15 protein-coding genes are annotated in these 17421 nt (G+C 58.0%); 9 read left to right on the top strand and 6 right to left on the bottom strand.

Going from position 1 to position 17421, the window contains the following annotated elements; all coding sequences use genetic code 11:
• Window positions 1–4 precede the first annotated feature (4 nt).
• From PEL8287_RS12935 to PEL8287_RS12925, 3 genes are all read left to right on the top strand, one after another.
• Window positions 5–916, top strand: a complete 912-nt coding sequence (locus tag PEL8287_RS12935; RefSeq protein ID WP_085892833.1) for a lysophospholipid acyltransferase family protein — start codon at window positions 5–7, stop codon at window positions 914–916.
• Window positions 917–1190: 274 nt separating this feature from the next.
• Window positions 1191–1571: an antitoxin Xre-like helix-turn-helix domain-containing protein gene (locus tag PEL8287_RS12930; RefSeq protein WP_085892832.1), complete on the top strand. Its 381-nt coding sequence runs from the start codon at window positions 1191–1193 to the stop codon at window positions 1569–1571.
• Complete coding sequence (locus PEL8287_RS12925) at window positions 1558–2277, top strand: RES family NAD+ phosphorylase (RefSeq protein WP_176228643.1); 720 nt, start codon at window positions 1558–1560, stop codon at window positions 2275–2277. The genes PEL8287_RS12930 and PEL8287_RS12925 overlap by 14 nt, the downstream gene beginning before the upstream one ends.
• Here the strand turns inward: PEL8287_RS12925 and PEL8287_RS12920 are convergent.
• Window positions 2274–3149: a 3-hydroxybutyryl-CoA dehydrogenase gene (locus tag PEL8287_RS12920; RefSeq protein ID WP_085892831.1), complete on the bottom strand. Its 876-nt coding sequence runs from the start codon at window positions 3147–3149 to the stop codon at window positions 2274–2276. The two genes, PEL8287_RS12925 and PEL8287_RS12920, sit on opposite strands and share 4 nt — an antisense overlap.
• Window positions 3150–3296: 147 nt before the next feature.
• Between PEL8287_RS12920 and PEL8287_RS12915 the strand changes: the two genes are divergently transcribed.
• On the top strand, window positions 3297–4139 hold the full coding sequence (locus PEL8287_RS12915) for a DUF6473 family protein (RefSeq protein ID WP_235862299.1): 843 nt from the start codon (window positions 3297–3299) through the stop codon (window positions 4137–4139).
• 58 nt (window positions 4140–4197) lie between these two features.
• On the opposite strand, the gene PEL8287_RS12910 is transcribed toward PEL8287_RS12915, so the two are convergent.
• The 4 genes from PEL8287_RS12910 to PEL8287_RS12895 form a co-directional block, all read right to left on the bottom strand.
• Window positions 4198–5124 carry an electron transfer flavoprotein subunit alpha/FixB family protein gene (locus PEL8287_RS12910; RefSeq protein ID WP_085892830.1) on the bottom strand — a complete coding sequence of 309 codons (927 nt, stop codon included), beginning with the start codon at window positions 5122–5124 and terminating at the stop codon, window positions 4198–4200.
• On the bottom strand, window positions 5124–5882 hold the full coding sequence (locus tag PEL8287_RS12905) for an electron transfer flavoprotein subunit beta/FixA family protein (RefSeq protein ID WP_085892829.1): 759 nt from the start codon (window positions 5880–5882) through the stop codon (window positions 5124–5126). Before PEL8287_RS12905 ends, PEL8287_RS12910 begins: the two co-directional genes overlap by 1 nt.
• Before the next feature lie 303 nt (window positions 5883–6185).
• On the bottom strand, window positions 6186–7760 hold the full coding sequence (locus PEL8287_RS12900) for a trimethylamine methyltransferase family protein (protein ID WP_085892828.1): 1575 nt from the start codon (window positions 7758–7760) through the stop codon (window positions 6186–6188).
• A 114-nt stretch (window positions 7761–7874) separates the two neighbouring features.
• Window positions 7875–8654, bottom strand: coding sequence for a DeoR/GlpR family DNA-binding transcription regulator (locus tag PEL8287_RS12895; RefSeq protein WP_085892827.1), 780 nt, complete (start codon window positions 8652–8654; stop codon window positions 7875–7877).
• A 197-nt stretch (window positions 8655–8851) separates the two neighbouring features.
• On the opposite strand from PEL8287_RS12895, the gene PEL8287_RS12890 reads away from it, so the two are divergent.
• The 5 genes from PEL8287_RS12890 to PEL8287_RS12870 all read left to right on the top strand — a co-directional run bounded on the left by PEL8287_RS12890 (window position 8852) and on the right by PEL8287_RS12870 (window position 16229).
• Entirely contained in the window at window positions 8852–9793 is a 942-nt protein-coding gene (locus PEL8287_RS12890; protein ID WP_085892826.1) for an ABC transporter substrate-binding protein, read from the top strand.
• A 93-nt stretch (window positions 9794–9886) separates the two neighbouring features.
• Window positions 9887–10909 (top strand): quaternary amine ABC transporter ATP-binding protein, encoded by a 1023-nt coding sequence (locus PEL8287_RS12885; RefSeq protein WP_085892825.1) that lies wholly within the window; start codon window positions 9887–9889, stop codon window positions 10907–10909.
• The gene (locus tag PEL8287_RS12880; protein ID WP_085892824.1) at window positions 10906–12903 is read left to right on the top strand and encodes an ABC transporter permease; all 1998 of its coding nucleotides are present in this window, start codon (window positions 10906–10908) and stop codon (window positions 12901–12903) included. Before PEL8287_RS12885 ends, PEL8287_RS12880 begins: the two co-directional genes overlap by 4 nt.
• 3 nt (window positions 12904–12906) lie before the next feature.
• Window positions 12907–13776: a choline kinase family protein gene (locus PEL8287_RS12875; RefSeq protein WP_085892823.1), complete on the top strand. Its 870-nt coding sequence runs from the start codon at window positions 12907–12909 to the stop codon at window positions 13774–13776.
• A gap of 8 nt (window positions 13777–13784) precedes the next feature.
• The gene (locus PEL8287_RS12870) at window positions 13785–16229 is read left to right on the top strand and encodes a GcvT family protein (RefSeq protein WP_085892822.1); all 2445 of its coding nucleotides are present in this window, start codon (window positions 13785–13787) and stop codon (window positions 16227–16229) included.
• A 102-nt stretch (window positions 16230–16331) separates the two neighbouring features.
• Here PEL8287_RS12870 and PEL8287_RS12865 read toward each other — a convergent pair whose 3' ends face one another.
• Window positions 16332–17240: a hydrogen peroxide-inducible genes activator gene (locus PEL8287_RS12865; protein WP_085892821.1), complete on the bottom strand. Its 909-nt coding sequence runs from the start codon at window positions 17238–17240 to the stop codon at window positions 16332–16334.
• Window positions 17241–17421 lie beyond the last annotated feature (181 nt).

Below are 17421 nucleotides of genomic sequence, written 5' to 3'. Positions count from 1 at the left end.
GCAGATGCGCTACGATGGGGCAGGGACAGATCACGTGGCTGACAACGTGCAGGAGGACCAGGCGTTGAAGCAGGCCGGCGAAACGGTGAACTTCACCAAATATGACCGCCGTAGCCTGACCTATGCCAACTCCTTTGACGACCCGATGACAGCAGGGATCATTCGAACCATCGAATGGTTCACCGGCAAGATCACCATTGTGCGCATGATCAAGGCGTTTGAAAAGCGCGGTGCGCCGACCGGCCAGGCGTTTTGGCGGGCTGCTTTGGGGACGATGGGCATCGATCTGGAGACCCCGCCCAAGCAACTGGAGAATATCCCGTCCGATGGCCCGGTTGTGGCGGTGTCGAACCACCCGCATGGTCTGGTAGATGGGATGATCCTTGCGGATCTGATTGGCCAGCGGCGAAGCGACTACAAAATTCTGACCCGCGCCCTGCTGACCGGGATTGACGAGGTGGCGGCATCCTACATGATTTCAGTGCCGTTTCCGCACGAGCCTGACGCGCAACGCAAATCAGTCGAGATGCGCGCCAAGGCGATGGCGCATCTGAAAGAGGGCGGGTTGATCAGCGTCTTTCCGTCGGGCGTTGTGGCATCGTCCGACACGATGTTCGGGCCAGCGATTGAGCGCGAGTGGAATGTCTTTACGGCGCAGATGATTCGCCGTTCAGGCGCCAAGGTGGTGCCGATTTATTTTCCCGGTTCAAATTCTCGCTGGTATCAGATTGCTAACCGGATTTCGGCAACCCTGCGGCAGAGCCTGCTGCTGCATGAGGTGGTCCACAGTTGCAACAAGCCGCAGAAGCCGGTTGTCGGCAAGCCGATCAGCGACGAACGGATGAAGATGCTGGAGAAGGATCCGCGCGGCTTCATGACCTGGTTACGGGAACATACCCTTTCTCTGGGTGACTAAAGCGTTTCGGCTTATTTTTGGCTCACAACAATCAAGCGAAACACGCAGACTCTTTCGGTGGTGTGGGCGTTTCGGGATCAAACTGCGGATCAGCTTAATCTCGAAACGTCTTAAGTCCGGACGGTCGCGGAATGAATTGAAAAATCAGGATTGCGGGATGTCTGGCCGGATGCCTCCGGCGGGAGTATTTTGGGAAAAATGAAAGGCATTTAGCGCTTTCTTGATTTCTGTAGAAATAAATGTTATTTTACTTTCATTATTCCGGAGAATTGTGATGCTATCTCTTGCCAGAAAGCCAGAAGATGTCAGCCATAGCGCCGGGCGGGTGTTGGCTAAAGCAGCGTTTAACGCAGCCCAGGAACTGGGCCTGTCGCAGCGTGAACTGGCAGCGGTGATCGGCGTCAGCGAGGCTACCGTTTCGCGAATGCGCGAAGGTGGTTATGAGTTGCAGGGCAAGCCGTTTGAACTGGCAGCCTGTGTGGTGCGTATCTTTCGGTCGCTGGATTCAATTTCGGGGGGCGATCCGGATACGATGCAGGGCTGGATGGCGAATGCCAACAGTGATCTGGGCGCCGCGCCGCGCGAATTGATGGTGCAGGCCACAGGGCTGATTGCGGTTATGAATTATCTGGATGCGGCCCGTGCCCCGACCTGAAGGGGGATACAAGCCTTATCATGGCAACCTTTGGCGGATGATTGAGGGGCAATTCAGGCCCTCGACCATGCGGCTGGTTGATACCGATGCCGAGCAGAGTGTGTTGGAGCAAGTGCTGGAGGAAAGTAAACCGCCGGTGCCCGAACCCTGCCAGCATCTGGATTATCAGTTCTGGTCGCCGTTTCGTTATGGGCGCTATCCGCGTGCCTCACGTTTTCGTCGGGCGGGGCCGACGCCGGGTGTGTGGTACGGGTCCGAGGCGCCGCTGACAGCGCTGGCAGAAAGCGCCTGGGGAGGCTTGCGATTTTATGCGGCGTCTGAAGATACGCCGATGCCGCGCTGGCCGGTGGTGCATACGGCGGTGATGGCGGATATCCGGGTGGATAGTGCGGTGGATCTGACAGATGCGGATTGGGCCGGGCAGGGGCGGTGGGAAGACCCCGACGATTATACTGACTGCCTGGCGCTGGCGGATCGGGCGCGCGACGCGGGTGCCAAGGCGATACGGTATGCGTCGGTTCGCGATCCGGATCATAGGGCCAATGTGGCGGTACTAAGCTGCGCGGCGTTTGCTCAGCCGGTCCCGATCGCGCAGCAGACCTGGCATGTGTTGTTGCGCCCGGGCATCGTGCGGGCCCATTGCGAAACCTTGCGGCAGCGGCACATGTTTCTGGTGCGGGAAACCGGACTGGAAAAAGCGGGTTAGCGCGTGGGCACGGGTGTTTCACCGCGATAATCGTAAAAGCCCCGGCCGGTTTTGCGGCCCAGCCAGCCGGCCTCGACATATTTGGTCAAAAGCGGGCAGGGGCGGTATTTGGTATCGGCCAGCCCGTCGTGCAGCACGTTCATGATGGCAAGACAGGTGTCCAGCCCGATGAAATCGGCCAGTTCCAGCGGGCCCATTGGATGATTGGCGCCCAGCTTCATCGACTGATCAATAGAGCGAACATTACCGACGCCTTCGTAAAGGGTATAAACGGCCTCGTTTATCATTGGCATCAGGATGCGGTTGACGATGAAGCCGGGGAAATCCTCGGCGGAGGCGGCGGTCTTGCCCAGTTTTTCAACCACTGAAAGACAGGCATTATATGTATCTTTATCGGTGGCAATGCCGCGGATAAGTTCGACCAGCTGCATCACCGGCACCGGATTCATGAAGTGGAAGCCCATGAATTTTTCGGGTCTGTCGGTGCGGCTGGCCAGCCGGGTGATGGAAATCGACGAGGTGTTTGAGGTCAGGATGGTGTGGGGCAGCAGATGCGGCAGAAGCGCGTCAAAGATGGCCTGCTTGACGGTTTCACGCTCGGTCGCGGCTTCGATCACCAGATCTGTGGCGCCCAGGTCTGTGAGGGTCAGCGTGGAGGCGATGCGGCCAAGGGCGCCGTCCATATCGGACTGGGTGATCTTGTCGCGGCTGACCTGGCGTTCCATGTTCCGGGTTATGGTTGCCATGGCCGCATCCAGCCCATCCTGGCTGATGTCGTTGAGCAGTACGTCGTACCCTGCCAATGCCAGAACATGGGCGATGCCGTTGCCCATCTGACCTGCCCCGACAATGCCGATTTTCTGGATTTCCATAGCCTGCCTCGCGACGTTTTTCGAAAGTACCATAGGCCCCGCGGGTGCCGGGCTGCAAGGGCTGAGGATCGTTAAAACATGTAATGAATTCACGCATTAGCAAATTCTCAATGCATAAGGCCGAATCCTGACCATGGGTGAGATTAAATGGTGGGTGATATGGCCTATGAAAAACTTGGGGAAAGATCCCTTGACTATTTGCCGTGCCGGTATGCCGGATCAGGGCTATTGTTCCGGGGGCCACGGCGGCGGCTGAGCGGACGTTATGCTGTCTTTCTGGGCAGTACGGAAACCTATGGCAAATTTATCTGGCGCCCCTTTCCGGCGCTGATCGAAAAAGCCACCGGTGTGACATGTGTGAATCTTGGGTTTCCGAATGCCGGCGTGGATGTGTTCCTGAACGACCCAATGGTTCTGGGGGCGGCGCGGCGTGCGTTTGTCACTGTTGTTCAGGTGCCTTGCGCGCAGAATATGACGAACCGGTTTTATGCCGTGCATCCACGCAGGAACGACCGGTTTGTTGAAGCTACAGGTCTGTTGAGGTCGGTGTTTTGCGATGTCGATTTCACCGAATTCCACTTTACCCGGCATATGTTGGGGCATTTGCAGAGGGTATCCCCGGGGCGGTTTGCCATGGTCCGCGAAGAATTGCAGCGGGTCTGGGTTGAGCGCATGCGGCTTTTGCTGGGCCGGATCGACGGACCGGTTATGTTATTGTGGTTCTCAAACCGCCGCCCCGGAGAGGATGCCAATGGTGCTGATCTGGCGCATGAGCCAGCCTATGTCACCCGGCAGATGCTGAACAAGCTGTCTGAGATGGTGACGCAAACTGTTGAGGTTGTCGCCAGCCCCGAAGCGCTGGCCGCCGGGACGGCGGGAATGATCTGTTCCGACATAGAGGCGGCTGCGGCGCGCGATCTGCCGGGGCCTTTGGTGCATGCGGATGCTGCTTTTCTGCTGTCGCCGCTGATTTCCGGCCTGGCCGAATGAATCAAAAAGGCCCGCCGTTTTTCGGCGGGCCTTTGGGTTGGTTTACGATTTCAGTGGCTTACAGTTTCTCGGTCAGTTCCGGGACGGCTGAGAAGAGGTCGGCGACAAGGCCGAAGTCTGCGACCTGAAAGATCGGGGCTTCTTCGTCCTTGTTGATCGCAACGATGATCTTGCTGTCTTTCATGCCGGCCAGGTGCTGAATGGCGCCCGAGATGCCGACGGCAACGTAAAGACCGGGGGCAACCACCTTGCCGGTCTGACCCACCTGCCAGTCGTTCGGTGCATAGCCACTGTCGACCGCGGCACGAGACGCGCCAACGGCGGCGCTCAGCTTGTCGGCGAGTTTTTCGATCAGGGCGAAATCCTCTTGCGAGCCGACACCGCGACCACCCGAGACAACCACACCAGCCGAGGTCAGTTCGGGGCGGTCCGAGGTGGCAACCTTGTCCTCGACCCAGGACGAAAGGCCCGGATCGGCAGCCGCCGAGATGGTTTCAACCGGGGCTGAGCCACCGTCACCGGCGGCGTCAAAGGTCGAAGTCCGGAAGGATACGACTTTTTTGCCATCGGTGGATTTCACGGTCTGGATCGCGTTACCGGCATAAATCGGGCGCTCGAACGTGTCGGAAGAGACAACGCCCGAGACATCCGAGATCACCATGACATCCAGCAATGCAGCCACGCGGGGCAGCACATTCTTGGCGTCGGTGGTGGCGGGGGCCACGATATGTTCGTAATCGCCCGCGAGGCTTACGATCAAGGCGGCCGTTGATTCCGCCAGGCGGTGCCCCAATGAGGCATCTTCAGCAACCAGTACCTTGGTCACGCCGTCGATCTTGGCGGCAGCATCGCCTGCGGCGGCAGCCGAGGCGCCACAGCAAAGCGCGGTGACATCACCCAGGGCCTTGGCGGCGGTTACGGCCTTGGCGGTTGCGTCGAAGGCCAGTTCGCCATCGGTTACTTCTGCGAGAAGAAGAACAGCCATTATACAGCCCCCACTTCTTTGAGTTTTGCGACAAGCTCGTCAACCGAGCCAACGATGATCCCGGCGGCGCGGCTGTCAGGCTCTGACGTGCCGGTGATTTGCAGGCGGGGCGTGACATCGACGCCGTAATCGGCGGCGGTTTTTTCGTCCAGCGGCTTTTTCTTGGCCTTCATGATGTTGGGCAACGAGGCATAGCGCGGCTCGTTCAGGCGCAGGTCGACCGAAATGATTGTCGGCATGCTCACCTTGATCGTCTGCAGGCCGCCATCCACTTCACGGGTGACGGTGGCATGATCGCCGTCGATGTCCAGGCTGCTGGCGAAGGTGCCCTGGCTCCAGCCCAGAAGGGCCGACAGCATCTGACCGGTGGCGTTCATGTCATTGTCGATCGCCTGTTTGCCACACAGCACGATACCGGGCTGTTCTTCGTCGACGATCGCCTTGAGGATCTTGGCAACGGCGAGCGGTTCGATATCGGTATGCACGTCATCGGCGGCGACAACCAGAATGGCGCGGTCTGCACCCATGGCCAGCGCCGTGCGCAGTGTTTCCTGCGCTTGCTTGACGCCGATCGAAACGGCGATCACTTCTTCGGCCTTGCCGGCCTCTTTCAGGCGGATCGCCTCTTCGACGGCAATCTCGTCAAAGGGGTTCATCGACATTTTGACGTTGGCAAGATCGACACCGCTTCCATCCGCTTTGACACGGACCTTCACGTTATAGTCGATCACGCGTTTGACAGGTACGAGCACCTTCATTGGCATGGTCTCCGTTAAAATGATTGAGAGCCGCGACGCGACTCTCGGGAAAGCTCTATAAAGCGTTTTCCATTTTCCCTGAGTCGGGAAAACCACAAAAGGCTTTGGCGCGTTGATACCGATTTGTACACTGGTGAAACAGGGTAAAATCGTCACGTTTACGTCTCACGACGTCGCGTTTCCGTTTTTGAACCCAAAAATATTGCAGGAGTGTTGCAGGATTCGCCATATGGCCGGGTTTGGGCTTTGGCCCGTGCGGCCCCGGGTCAGCACATGGTTGATGAATTGTGCGATGCAGGGAGTCTATTCGGCGCCTTGCATGTGGGGGCGGTTCATTGCCTGGGGCGGCAATCGAATGTCAAACCGGGCGCGCAACTTGGCCTGTGTGTCGGCAGATAGATGTGTGGGATAATGTGACGTCAGAATTTCCTGCGCACGGGCCTTGGCGCGGACGCGGATATCAGGCTTGCCGGCGGCCTGCCATTCTTCGGGCGGGGTCCGGTCGGCGATGACGGGGTACAGGAAATCGGTTTGCATCCGGGCCAGCGTGTCGGCCTGCCCCAGAAAATGGCCTTCGCCGCGGGCCACCCTGTCGATCACGTCGGTTGCAAGGGTGGTATCATCCACCCCGACCGGTGACAGCGATCGCAGTACCGCGCCCAGCATTTCGTTGTCGACCACATAGCTTTCCGGCGAAGCGCCCATCAGCCCGGCCTGCATGCCGCAGGCCTGCGTGATCAGGTTGGCGCCGCACTGGGCCGCCGAGCTGATGGTGAGTGCTTTTTCATAGCCGCTTTGGGCATCGCTGATCTTGCTGTCGGTGGCCCCCGCGATGGTTGAGTTCGGCAGATTGTAATATCTGGCCATTTGTACCGAGACGGCTGTCAGCAACGCCTGTTCGCCGGCGCCGCCTGCCATGCCGCCGGTGCGCAGGTCGGTGATCATCGGGCGCATGCCGAAAACGGCCTTGACCTGTGGGTCAAGCAGCCACGCAAAACACAGGCCTGCAAGCGTTTCTGCCACGGTCTGGGCCACACAGCCTGCGATGGTCACCGGGCTGGAAGCGCCAAGTTGTCCGAAGGTGTTGATGTGCACGGGAATGCCCTGCAAGACAGCCTCGCGCAGGACGTCGCAGGCCTCGGCGGAAAACCGCAGCGGAGGGACGACATGATTGATGTTGAGCGACAGAAAGGGCCGGGCACGGAAAGCTTCGGCGCTGCCCGCGATTATGTGGCACATCGCTGCGATTTCGCGCAGGTTTTCGGTGGACTGGGCTGCCACCATCACATGCTTTTGTGTCCCCGCGAGTGAGGCGAAAGCGGTATTGATATCCAAAAGCGCAGTGGTGTTCATGTCGCGGGCCACGAGTGAGCGGCTGAAGAAATGCACGTTGTCCAGTGCATCAACCATGCGTGCCACATCGTAGAGATCGCGCAGGGTCGACGGGCGATAGCTATCGCTGTCAAGGTCAACCAGCATCGGCGCGGCCCCGCCCGACCCGACGTGCACACGGGTGCCGCGCAGATCCATGTCGTGGCGGGCTGTCTGCCCACATAGCGTAAGGTCACGCGGGAGGGTTTCCAGCATCCGGGTTATCAGTTTTTCGGGAAACAGAAGCCGCCCGTCGGCATCTGTGGTGCCGCCCGCTTTTGAAACGGTTTCAACAACCGCGGGCGGGCTATCGGCCATGCCCGTCTGTGACAGGATGCGTAGGGCGGCCTGGTGAATCCGGCCCAGGTTTTCCTGTGAAACCGGAGAATAATGCCCGCCTTTGACGCAGGTTGATGCAAGCGGGCGACCATTGCCGCCTGGTGCAGCGCGGGCACGCCGGCCTCGCCGGGTTACGTTCTTGCCTTGATTTGGTGGCGAACTTGGCATGTGCGCGTTTTCTTTTGGGCCATGGGGTTGTCGCCAGATTAGGGCGTTTCGCGGATTGGGGCCATGCTGTTTTACCGGGTTTATGGTTTTCAGTTCCGTCTAAAAAGCGGCGTTTTAGTCGACGACAACCAGATCAATGTCCTTTTCCTGAAGCATCGTGACAATGGATCGGGGTGGTTGGGCATCGGTAAAAAAGACATCGAACTGAGTATCATTGCCGACGGATACAGGGGCGCGTTTGTTAAATTTTTCCTTGTCGGCCACCACAATGCGAACCTGCGCGTTCTGGGCCGCGACGCGGGCCAGATTGGCCTCTTCCAGATCGTGCAGCATGAAGCCCGTTTCGCCATTCACAGCGCCGACGGAAAATACCGCAAACTGAACATTCAGGCGGCGTACAAGATCAAGGGCTTCGGCGCCAAAAGCGCCCCCGTCGTGGCGGCGCAGCTTGCCGCCTGCCAGAAACACTTGATTATTGTTCAGGGTGGCAAGTGTATTGGCCACAAAGGCCGAATTTGTCACGACCAACAGGTTGCTGCGTTTTTTCAGCGCCATCGCCACATAAGCGGTGGTCGACCCGATATCCAGAAAGACGGAGTCGCCGTCGCTGATGCTGTTGGCCACCGCGGCGGCAAGGCGTTGTTTGGCGTCGGCGTGGGTGGATATCCGGCTTTGAAACGGTGCCTCGCTGAAATCCTCGATCAGATGAACGCCGCCGTGCACCTTTCGTACGATCTTGTTTTCTTCCAGCGTGCGCAGGTTGCGACGAATGGTTTCATTCGAAACGCCAAGCGCGTCGGCCAGAAAACTGACCCGGCAGGACCCGCCCTGCTTTTCCAGCTCGCGCAGAATTTCTTCTTCCCGCTGGTTGGTTGTTTTTCGCGTAGTGTTCATGAAACCTCTGATAGGGGAACTTAAACAAAAAGCCACATTATGCAACGTTAATGCCCGGATATTTTGCAGTTCTATAGAATTGACACCTTTTAATGTGGTTATTTGTGGTTTTAATTGACCGATACGCAAAATTGCCGCAGAATAAATCGTATTAAGAATAAAAAAACACACAAAACCACAAACCAGGGAGCTAAAAAATGCTGAAACTCAATACTTTAGGCGCTTTAGCGTTGAGCGCTATAACGGCATCGGCCGGCTGGGCTGCCGAATCGTCAGACCCTATTCGCCTCACGTTGCACGATTGGTCGGGGCAGTTGATCAACACCAAGATCATGGGCAGCATTCTGCAAGAGGCGGGTTATAATGTCGAATATGTGCAGGCCGACTACATCGCGCAATTTGCCGGGCTGAAAACCGGCGACCTGCATCTGGCGATGGAGATCTGGGAAACCACCGGGCGCGAGGCGCTGGACGAAGCAACCGCCACCGGCAACGTTGTGAATGTGGGTGAAACCGGCCTGATGGCGATCGAGGAATGGTGGTATCCGTCTTATATGAAGGAGCGGTGCCCCGGTCTGCCCAACTGGGAAGCGCTGAAAGATTGCGCCGAGGAATTTGCCACTGCCGAAACTGCACCCAACGGCCGCTATGTTGGCGGGCCTGTCACCTGGGGTGGGTTTGATGACGAACGGGTCGAGGCGCTGGAACTGGATTTCGAGGTTGTGCACGCCGGTACAGATGCGGCGCTGTTTGCCGAACTTGAGTCGGCCTATCAGCGGCAGGATCCTGTTATTTTGTGGGTTTATGTACCGCATTGGGCGCCTGCAAAATACGAGGGCGAGTTTGTGGAATTTCCGCCCTACACGCCGGAATGCTATTCTGACCCGTCGGTGGGCGTGAACCCCGATATGGCCTACGACTGCGGCAAGCCGCGCGGCCCGATCTGGAAAGCGGCCTGGAGCGGCCTGAAAGACAAATGGCCGGGGGCGTATGACATCATTGAGGATTACCGCCTGAGCAACGAAGAAATGAGCGCCATGGTCGGAGAGGCCGATCTGGACGGGGTCGAGATTGACACTGTGGTGGCGAACTGGATGACAGAAAACAAAGACCGCTGGTCTGGCTGGGTCAATCAGTAAGCCTGTTTGTCGGGGCTGTTTTCAATCAGATGCAGCCCCGGCTTTTCACCAGAATGCGCGTTTTCAATTCACCACTCCGGTCCGGGGATACCTATGACGTCCAATATCAAGCTGTCGTGCCGGAATATCTGGAAGCTTTACGGCGCAGATACGGAGCGGTTTTTAAAGAATACCCCGGCGCCCACCGGGAGTGACCTGAAAAAAGCGGGCATAATAGGTGCGGTACGCAATGCCAGCATCGATATTGCCGAGGGCGAGATATTTGTCATCATGGGTCTGTCGGGGTCGGGCAAGTCCACGCTGGTGCGCTGCCTGTCGCGCCTGATCGAACCCACCGGCGGCGAGGTCTTGTTCGATGGGATCGACCTGTTGCGCGCCACCGACAAGGAAATGATCGAGATTCGCCGTCACAAGCTGGGTATGGTGTTTCAGCACTTTGCCCTTTTGCCCCATCTGACAGTCTTGCAAAACGTGATGTTTCCGCTGACGGTTCAGGCTGCGCCAAAAGCGCAGGCCGAAGCGAAGGCGCGCGAGGTTGTGGAACTGGTCGGCCTGAAGGGGCGCGAAGACAATTACCCGCGCGAATTGTCAGGGGGACAGCAACAGCGCGTTGGCATTGCCCGGTCACTGGTGGTTGAACCGCATCTGTGGTTTCTGGACGAGCCGTTTTCGGCGCTTGATCCGCTGATCCGTCGCGAAATGCAGGACGAATTTCTGAGCCTTCAGGCGCGCTTGCACAAGACGATCGTGTTTATCACCCACGACTTTGACGAGGCGGTACGTCTGGCCGACCGGATCGCCATCATGAAGGATGGCGAGATCATTCAGGTCGCCACGCCCGAGGAACTGGTGGTGAACCCGGCCTCGGATTATGTAGAGGAGTTCACCAAGCATATTCCTCGCTCAAAGGTACTGACAGCGGGCGGGTTGATGACCAAAGGCGCGGGCGGGTCCGGGCCGCCCATACGTCAGACGGATCGGATTTCGGCAGTGGCCGAACGCATCATCATGGCCGACGGGCCTGTGCCGGTTGCAGATAACTCTGGCCAGATTGTTGGCAGTATTGACCGGCAAGCCATCGCGCATGTGCTTTTTGGTGCCGGAGGTGGCGAATGATCCGGCGACTTGACAACAGAGCGCTGATTGTCTGCGCGTTGATTGTTGTCACGATTGTGCTGGGCCAATTTGGCCGCGACCTTTCCAAGGCACTGGACATGCGCTGGCTGGTCAAATTCCCGTCGGCTTGGGTCGTTTCGTTCAAAGACCCGATTTCAGCAGGCATAAAATGGCTGGTGGAAGAGGCTGCGATCGGACCTGTTTCCTTTACCGATGTGACCCGAGCGATTGCCTGGATGATCGAGCAGCCCTACGAGTTGCTGCTGAACTTGTTAAGCAAGGGTTTCACCTCGGGGCAGGGATCCGCGGAAGTCACGCTTTTGCCTGCTGTCAGCTGGATCGTGGTTACAACTGCCGTGGTTGCTTTTGGTAAATATTGCCGTGATTGGGGCCTGGCGGCGCTGGTCGGCGCCTGTTTTCTGTACCTCGCCATTTTCGGGCAGTGGGACAGTGCCATGGTCACACTGGCCTCGGTCATGATTGCGGTGCCGATTGGGGCCGGTGGCGGGCTAATGATCGGTATCTGGGCCTACCGGCATCCAGTGGGTGAACGCCTGCTGTCGCCGGTTCTGGACCTGATGCAGACCATCCCGATCTTTGCCTATCTGGTGCCGATCCTGTTCATGTTCGGGTTCGGTCCGGTCTCGGCTTTGGTGGCGACGATCATCTATGCCACGCCGCCCATGGTACGGATCACGATTATGGCGCTGAAAGCGGTTGATCCCGAGATCGTGGATTTTGGCCGCATGGTGGGCACAACCGAGCGGCAACTTATGTGGCGCGTGCTGGTGCCGTCGGCGTCACACAGCCTGATGGTGGGGGTCAATCAGGTGATCATGCTGACGCTGAACATGGTGATCATCGCCTCAATGATTGGTGCGGGGGGCTTGGGCTTTGACGTGCTGGCAGCCCTGCGGCGGCTGGATATCGGTGCCGGATTCGAGGCCGGAATCGCGATTGTGGTGCTGGCCATCGCCGTTGACCGGCTAAGCCAGGCCTTCGCCGAACGTATGGGGCAGATTACGCCGCCCGTTCATGGGCAAAGTTGGGTCACGCGTCACAAGCGCACAACACTGGTGGTTGTCTTGCTGGGTCTTACGTGGGTTCTGGGGCGGTTTGCGCCTGCGCTGCTGGACTATCCGGACAGCCATACCCTGACCACCGGGCATTTCTGGGATGACGTGGTGAAATACCTGAACGTGAATTATTTCGATACGTTCGAGGCGGTGAAGGTCTTTTTCCTGCAATATTTCATGCTGCCGATCAAGCGAACCCTACTGGGCATACCCTGGCCCTGGGCCATTGCCATGTTAACCCTTCTGGGGTGGCGCGCAGGTGGCTGGCGTCTGGCCCTGCTATGTGGCGGGTTGTCTGGCCTGATTGCAATTACCGGGCTGTGGGCCAAGGCGATGGTCACGGTTTATCTGTGCGGTGCGTCGGTGATTTTGGCGACTGTTATCGGGGTGCCCTTGGGGGTGTTGGCGGCGCTGAACCGCAGGGCGGGTACGGCCATTGGCCTGCTGATCGACACGCTGCAGACGCTTCCCAGTTTTGTCTATCTGATCCCGGTGGTCATGTTGTTCCGCGTCGGAGATTTCACCGCGATGATCGCCATCGTTCTTTATGCGCTTGCCCCGGCTGTGCGCTATGCGGCGCATGGCATCCGCAATGTCAGCAGCGATCTGATCGAGGCCGGCATCGTTTCGGGCTGCACGCCACGCCAGTTGCTGCGGCTTGTGCGTATGCCCCTGGCGCTGCCCGAGATTTTGCTGGGGATCAACCAGACGATCATGCTGGCGCTGTCGATGCTGGTGATCACTGCCCTCGTGGGCACGCGCGATTTGGGGCAGGAGGTGTACATCGCCCTGACCAAGGCCGACACGGGCCGGGGGTTGGTTGCCGGTCTTGCCATCGCTTTCATCGCCATCATCGCCGATCGGCTGGTCAACGCGGGCGCCCGTGGCGCACGCATTCGCTTTGGACTGGAGAGTTAAACCATGAGCCAACCCGAATTCCGCAACCTTCCGATCTGGCAGAGCGAGATCACCGCCACGCCGCTGACCGGCGGGATTACCAATGTGAACTATCTGGTCGAGGATGCGGGGCGCAAATACGTGGTGCGCGTCGGCGATGATATTCCGCTGCATCAGGTCATGCGTTTCAACGAGTTGGCCGCAAGTCGCGCAGCGCATGCCGCCGGGCTATCCCCGGCGGTAGTGTACGCCGCTGACGGGATCACCGTGCTGGACTATATCGATAGCCGCACCCTGACTGAAGAAGATGTGCGCGCGCCCGAGATGTTGCCGCGCGTGCTGGATCTGGTCAAACGCTGTCATCGCGATGTGCCGGACCATCTGCGCGGGCCATCGCTGGTGTTCTGGGTGTTTCATGTCATCCGCGATTACGGTGCGACATTGCTGGAACGTGGCAGCAGCCACACGGCACTGGTTCCAGAACTGGTCCGGATCGGGAATGCGCTGGAACAGTCGGCCGGACCCTATGATATTGTCTTTGGACATAATGATCTGCTGTGCGGGAATTTTCTGGATGACGGCAGCCGCCTGTGGCTGATTGACTTTGACTATGCCGGATTCAACAGCCCGCTGTTTGATCTTGGTGGTCTGGCGTCGAACAACGGGCTGAGCGAGACGCAAGAGGTCTGGCTGCTGGAGACCTATTTCGATGAATCTGTAACCGATGATCTGCGCCATCGCTATTCAGCCATGAAGTGCGCATCGCTTCTGCGGGAAACGATGTGGAGCATGGTGTCGGAAATCACATCGGAAATTGACTTTGATTACACGGCATATACGGCCGAAAACCTTGCGCGGTTTCGCGCGTCCTATGACGATTTCAAGAATAGCTGAGGCATCCCATGACAACCCTTCCCACAACGGCCAAAGCGGTCATCATCGGCGGCGGCATCATCGGCTGCTCAACTGCGTATCATCTGGCCAAACTGGGCTGGACCGATACGGTTCTGCTGGAGCGCAAAAAACTGACTTCGGGCACCACGTTTCATGCGGCGGGTCTGGTGGGGCAGTTGCGGTCAAACGCCAACATCACCCAGCTTCTGGGTTATTCGGTGGATCTTTATAGCAAACTGGAAGAGGAAACCGGCCTTGGGACCGGCTGGAAGATGAATGGCGGGTTGCGCCTGGCCTGTAACGAGGAACGCTGGACCGAAGTGAAACGGCAGGCCACCACTGCCCATAGTTTCGGCCTTGAAATGGAGTTGCTGACACCGTCCGAGGCACTGGAATTGTGGCCGCTGATGGATATCTCGGATCTGGTTGGCGCGGCCTTTATGCCCACGGACGGGCAGGCGAACCCATCGGACATTACGCAGGCCCTGGCCAAGGGCGCGCGCATGGCAGGCGCGTCGATTTTCGAAGATACCAAGGTGACCGATCTTGAGGTCGAGAACGGCCGGATCAAAGCTGTCATCACCGATCTGGGCCGCATTGAATGTGAAAAGGTCATTGTCTGCGCCGGGCAGTGGACGCGGAGCTTTGCCAAACGGTTTGGAGTCAATGTGCCGCTGGTGTCGATGGAACACCAGTATATGCTGACCGAACCCATGGGCGTGCCCGGCAACCTGCCCACCCTGCGCGACCCGGATCGCCTGTGTTATTACAAGGAAGAGGTTGGTGGCCTGGTCATGGGCGGATATGAGCCAAATCCGATCCCCTGGGCAGTGGATGGCATACCGGAAGGATTTCATTATTCGCTGCTGGGCAGCAATTTTGACCATTTCGAGCAGATCATGGAACAGGCTCTTGGCCGTGTGCCCGGCCTGCAGACCGCAGGGATCAAGACGCTGACCAACGGGCCTGAAAGCTTTACCCCCGATGGCAATTTCATCATCGGTGAAGCACCTGAGTTGAAGAATTTCTTTGTTGGTGCCGGGTTTAACGCCTTTGGTATCGCCTCGGGCGGGGGTGCGGGAATGGTGCTCGCCGAGTGGGCTAAAAACGGCGAACCGCCGTTTGATCTGTGGTCTGCCGATATCCGCCGCTTTGGCCGCCCGCATTTCGATACCGATTGGGTGCGCACCCGCACGGTTGAGGCTTATGGCAAACACTACACCATGGCCTGGCCCTATGAAGAGCACGATTCAGGCCGCCCCTGCCGGAAATCGCCGCTTTATGATGTCTTGGCGGATGCCGGTGCCTGCTTTGGCGAAAAGCTGGGCTGGGAACGGCCGAACTGGTTTGCTGACACTTCCAGAGGTGAGACGCCCAAGGATGTCTATAGTTTTGGCCGTCAGAACTGGTTTGAGGCTGTCGGGCGCGAGCACAAGGCCGCACGCGATGCGGCGGTTGTATTCGACCAGACCTCGTTTGCGAAATTTGCACTGAAAGGCCCTGATGCTGTGGCCGCTCTGAACTGGATCTGTGCCAACAATGTGGACCGGCCGGTGGGGTCACTGACCTATACCCAGATGCTGAACGACAAGGCAGGTATCGAATGTGACCTGACAGTGGGCCGTGTTGCCCATGATGAGTTTTACATCGTCACCGGCACCGGTTTTGCGACGCATGATTTCAACTGGATCAGCCGCAATATTCCCGAAGGTATGAATTGCCAGCTTTTCGATATTACCTCTTCGAATGCGGTTTTGGCGCTGATGGGGCCCGAGGCGCGCAATATCCTTGAAAAGGTCACTCGCGATGATGTGTCAAACGATGGTTTCAGGTTTGGCACAATCCGCACCATTGGCATCGCCGGGTGCCCGGTTCAGGCGCTGCGGGTGACGTATGTGGGGGAATTGGGATGGGAATTGCATCTGCCAGTGGAATATGCCGAAGCCGTTTATGCCGCTTTGATGCAGGCCGGGCGGGACCACGGGCTGAAAAATGCCGGGTACCGGTCGCTTGAGGCTCTGCGCCTTGAAAAAGGCTATCGGGCATGGGGGTCGGATATTGGGCCGGATCATACCCCGTTCGAGGCCGGGCTGGGCTGGGCCGTAAAACTGGGTAAGAATATCGACTTCAAGGGCCGTGCCGCTGCGCAAGCCCAGAAATCAGGCGGTGTGAAAAAGATGCTGGCCTGTTTCACTGTTGACCCCGATGTGGTGTTGCTGGGGCGCGAGACAATTTACCGGAACGGACAGCGCGTGGGCTGGCTGACCTCGGGGGGGTATGGTTACACGGTCGGTAAATCCATCGGGCTGGGGTATGTTCGCAACCCGGACGGCGTGGATGCGGATTATGTGATGTCGGGCGACTACGAACTTGAGGTGGCCACAGAACGCGTACGCGCTCAGGTGCACATGGAACCGCTATACGATCCGAAAATGCTGAAAGTGAGGGGCTGACCGCAGGCTAAGGCGAAACGCCCGGACGCTATCGATGGTGTGGGCGTTTCAAGATCAGTTTGCGGATCACCGTGATCTCGAAACGCTTGAGCGCTGGCACCTTCAGGTTTGGCCAATCTGCATCGCTTCGGCTGACTGACGCACGATATTGGAAATCTGCATCAGTTGTTCGGCCAGCGGACTGGTTTTGCGCCAGACCATGCCGATCTGGCGCGATGGTTGCGGGTTTTTGAACTGAGCTACAGAGACGGACGCCGAGCGCGTTTCGATCGGGACCGCCATTTCCGGGATCAGAGTGACCCCAATACCAGCACCAACCATCTGCACGAGGGTCGACAGTGAGCTTCCGTCAAGCCCTTCGCGGGGAAGGCCGGAGCGGATGTTGCAGAAGGATAGCGCCTGATCGCGAAAACAGTGGCCTTCTTCCAGCAAAAGCAGTCGCATTTCGCGCAGCTTTTCGCTGCTGGGGACAGGTTTTTCAGCATCCTCTTGCGGACGCACAAAAACGAAATTTTCCTTGAACAAGGCAACTTCGGTCAGGGAGGGTTCGGATATGGGCAGGGCGACGATGGCGGTGTCAAGCCGCCCTTCGGTCAATTCATGGATCAGCTTTTCGGTCATGGTTTCGCGCACGTGGATATCAAGACCGGTGTGCTTTTGGGTAAGGTCACCGATGATCCTTGGCAACAGATAAGGCGCGATTGTCGGGATGATGCCAATGCGAAGGCGACCGATCAGAACGTCGCGGGAGGTGCGAGCGAGATCTGCAAGATCATCAACTGCGCGAAGGATTTCGCGGGCGCGCATGGCAAATTCTTCGCCAAAAGATGTCAGGCGTACCTGACGCGGGCCTCGTTCGAACAGTGTGATACCGAGTGTTTCCTCAAGTTCCTTGATTTGCACGGACAAGGCGGGCTGCGAGATTGAACAGGTGTCAGCTGCACGCCCGAAATGGCCGTGAAGAGAGAGCGCCTGAAAATACCGGAGGTGTTTTAGTGTGAGATTTTTCATAATTAAAAGTTATCGCGGTGATTACTAAATGCAACTTAAATTAATTGAAGTTCTTTGATAAACTTTTTGCAATGAGGGGGTTGGCCTGCGACAGATTCGGTCTGACCAGCATTGCCCAAATTGACGGTATTGACTCTGGATCGTCTTGCTGGCGAGTTCACCCAACCACCTTTGGCAAGAT

Origin of the sequence: Roseovarius litorisediminis (assembly GCF_900172295.1) — a bacterium.
Taxonomy (GTDB): domain Bacteria; phylum Pseudomonadota; class Alphaproteobacteria; order Rhodobacterales; family Rhodobacteraceae; genus Roseovarius; species Roseovarius litorisediminis.
Note: the sequence above shows the minus strand (reverse complement) of the source record. Positions and strands in the feature narration are given on the sequence as shown.

Coding starts and splice junctions, on each gene's coding strand:
- PEL8287_RS12865 (WP_085892821.1), bottom strand. CDS start 17,240: ATGAAAAATCTCACACTAAAACACCTCCGGTATTTTCAGGCGCTCTCT.
- PEL8287_RS12875 (WP_085892823.1), top strand. CDS start 12,907: ATGAGCCAACCCGAATTCCGCAACCTTCCGATCTGGCAGAGCGAGATC.
- PEL8287_RS12890 (WP_085892826.1), top strand. CDS start 8,852: ATGCTGAAACTCAATACTTTAGGCGCTTTAGCGTTGAGCGCTATAACG.
- PEL8287_RS12895 (WP_085892827.1), bottom strand. CDS start 8,654: ATGAACACTACGCGAAAAACAACCAACCAGCGGGAAGAAGAAATTCTG.
- PEL8287_RS12910 (WP_085892830.1), bottom strand. CDS start 5,124: ATGGCTGTTCTTCTTCTCGCAGAAGTAACCGATGGCGAACTGGCCTTC.
- PEL8287_RS12870 (WP_085892822.1), top strand. CDS start 13,785: ATGACAACCCTTCCCACAACGGCCAAAGCGGTCATCATCGGCGGCGGC.
- PEL8287_RS12900 (WP_085892828.1), bottom strand. CDS start 7,760: ATGCCAAGTTCGCCACCAAATCAAGGCAAGAACGTAACCCGGCGAGGC.
- PEL8287_RS12930 (WP_085892832.1), top strand. CDS start 1,191: ATGCTATCTCTTGCCAGAAAGCCAGAAGATGTCAGCCATAGCGCCGGG.
- PEL8287_RS12915 (WP_235862299.1), top strand. CDS start 3,297: ATGGTGGGTGATATGGCCTATGAAAAACTTGGGGAAAGATCCCTTGAC.
- PEL8287_RS12920 (WP_085892831.1), bottom strand. CDS start 3,149: ATGGAAATCCAGAAAATCGGCATTGTCGGGGCAGGTCAGATGGGCAAC.
- PEL8287_RS12880 (WP_085892824.1), top strand. CDS start 10,906: ATGATCCGGCGACTTGACAACAGAGCGCTGATTGTCTGCGCGTTGATT.
- PEL8287_RS12905 (WP_085892829.1), bottom strand. CDS start 5,882: ATGAAGGTGCTCGTACCTGTCAAACGCGTGATCGACTATAACGTGAAG.
- PEL8287_RS12935 (WP_085892833.1), top strand. CDS start 5: ATGCGCTACGATGGGGCAGGGACAGATCACGTGGCTGACAACGTGCAG.
- PEL8287_RS12885 (WP_085892825.1), top strand. CDS start 9,887: ATGACGTCCAATATCAAGCTGTCGTGCCGGAATATCTGGAAGCTTTAC.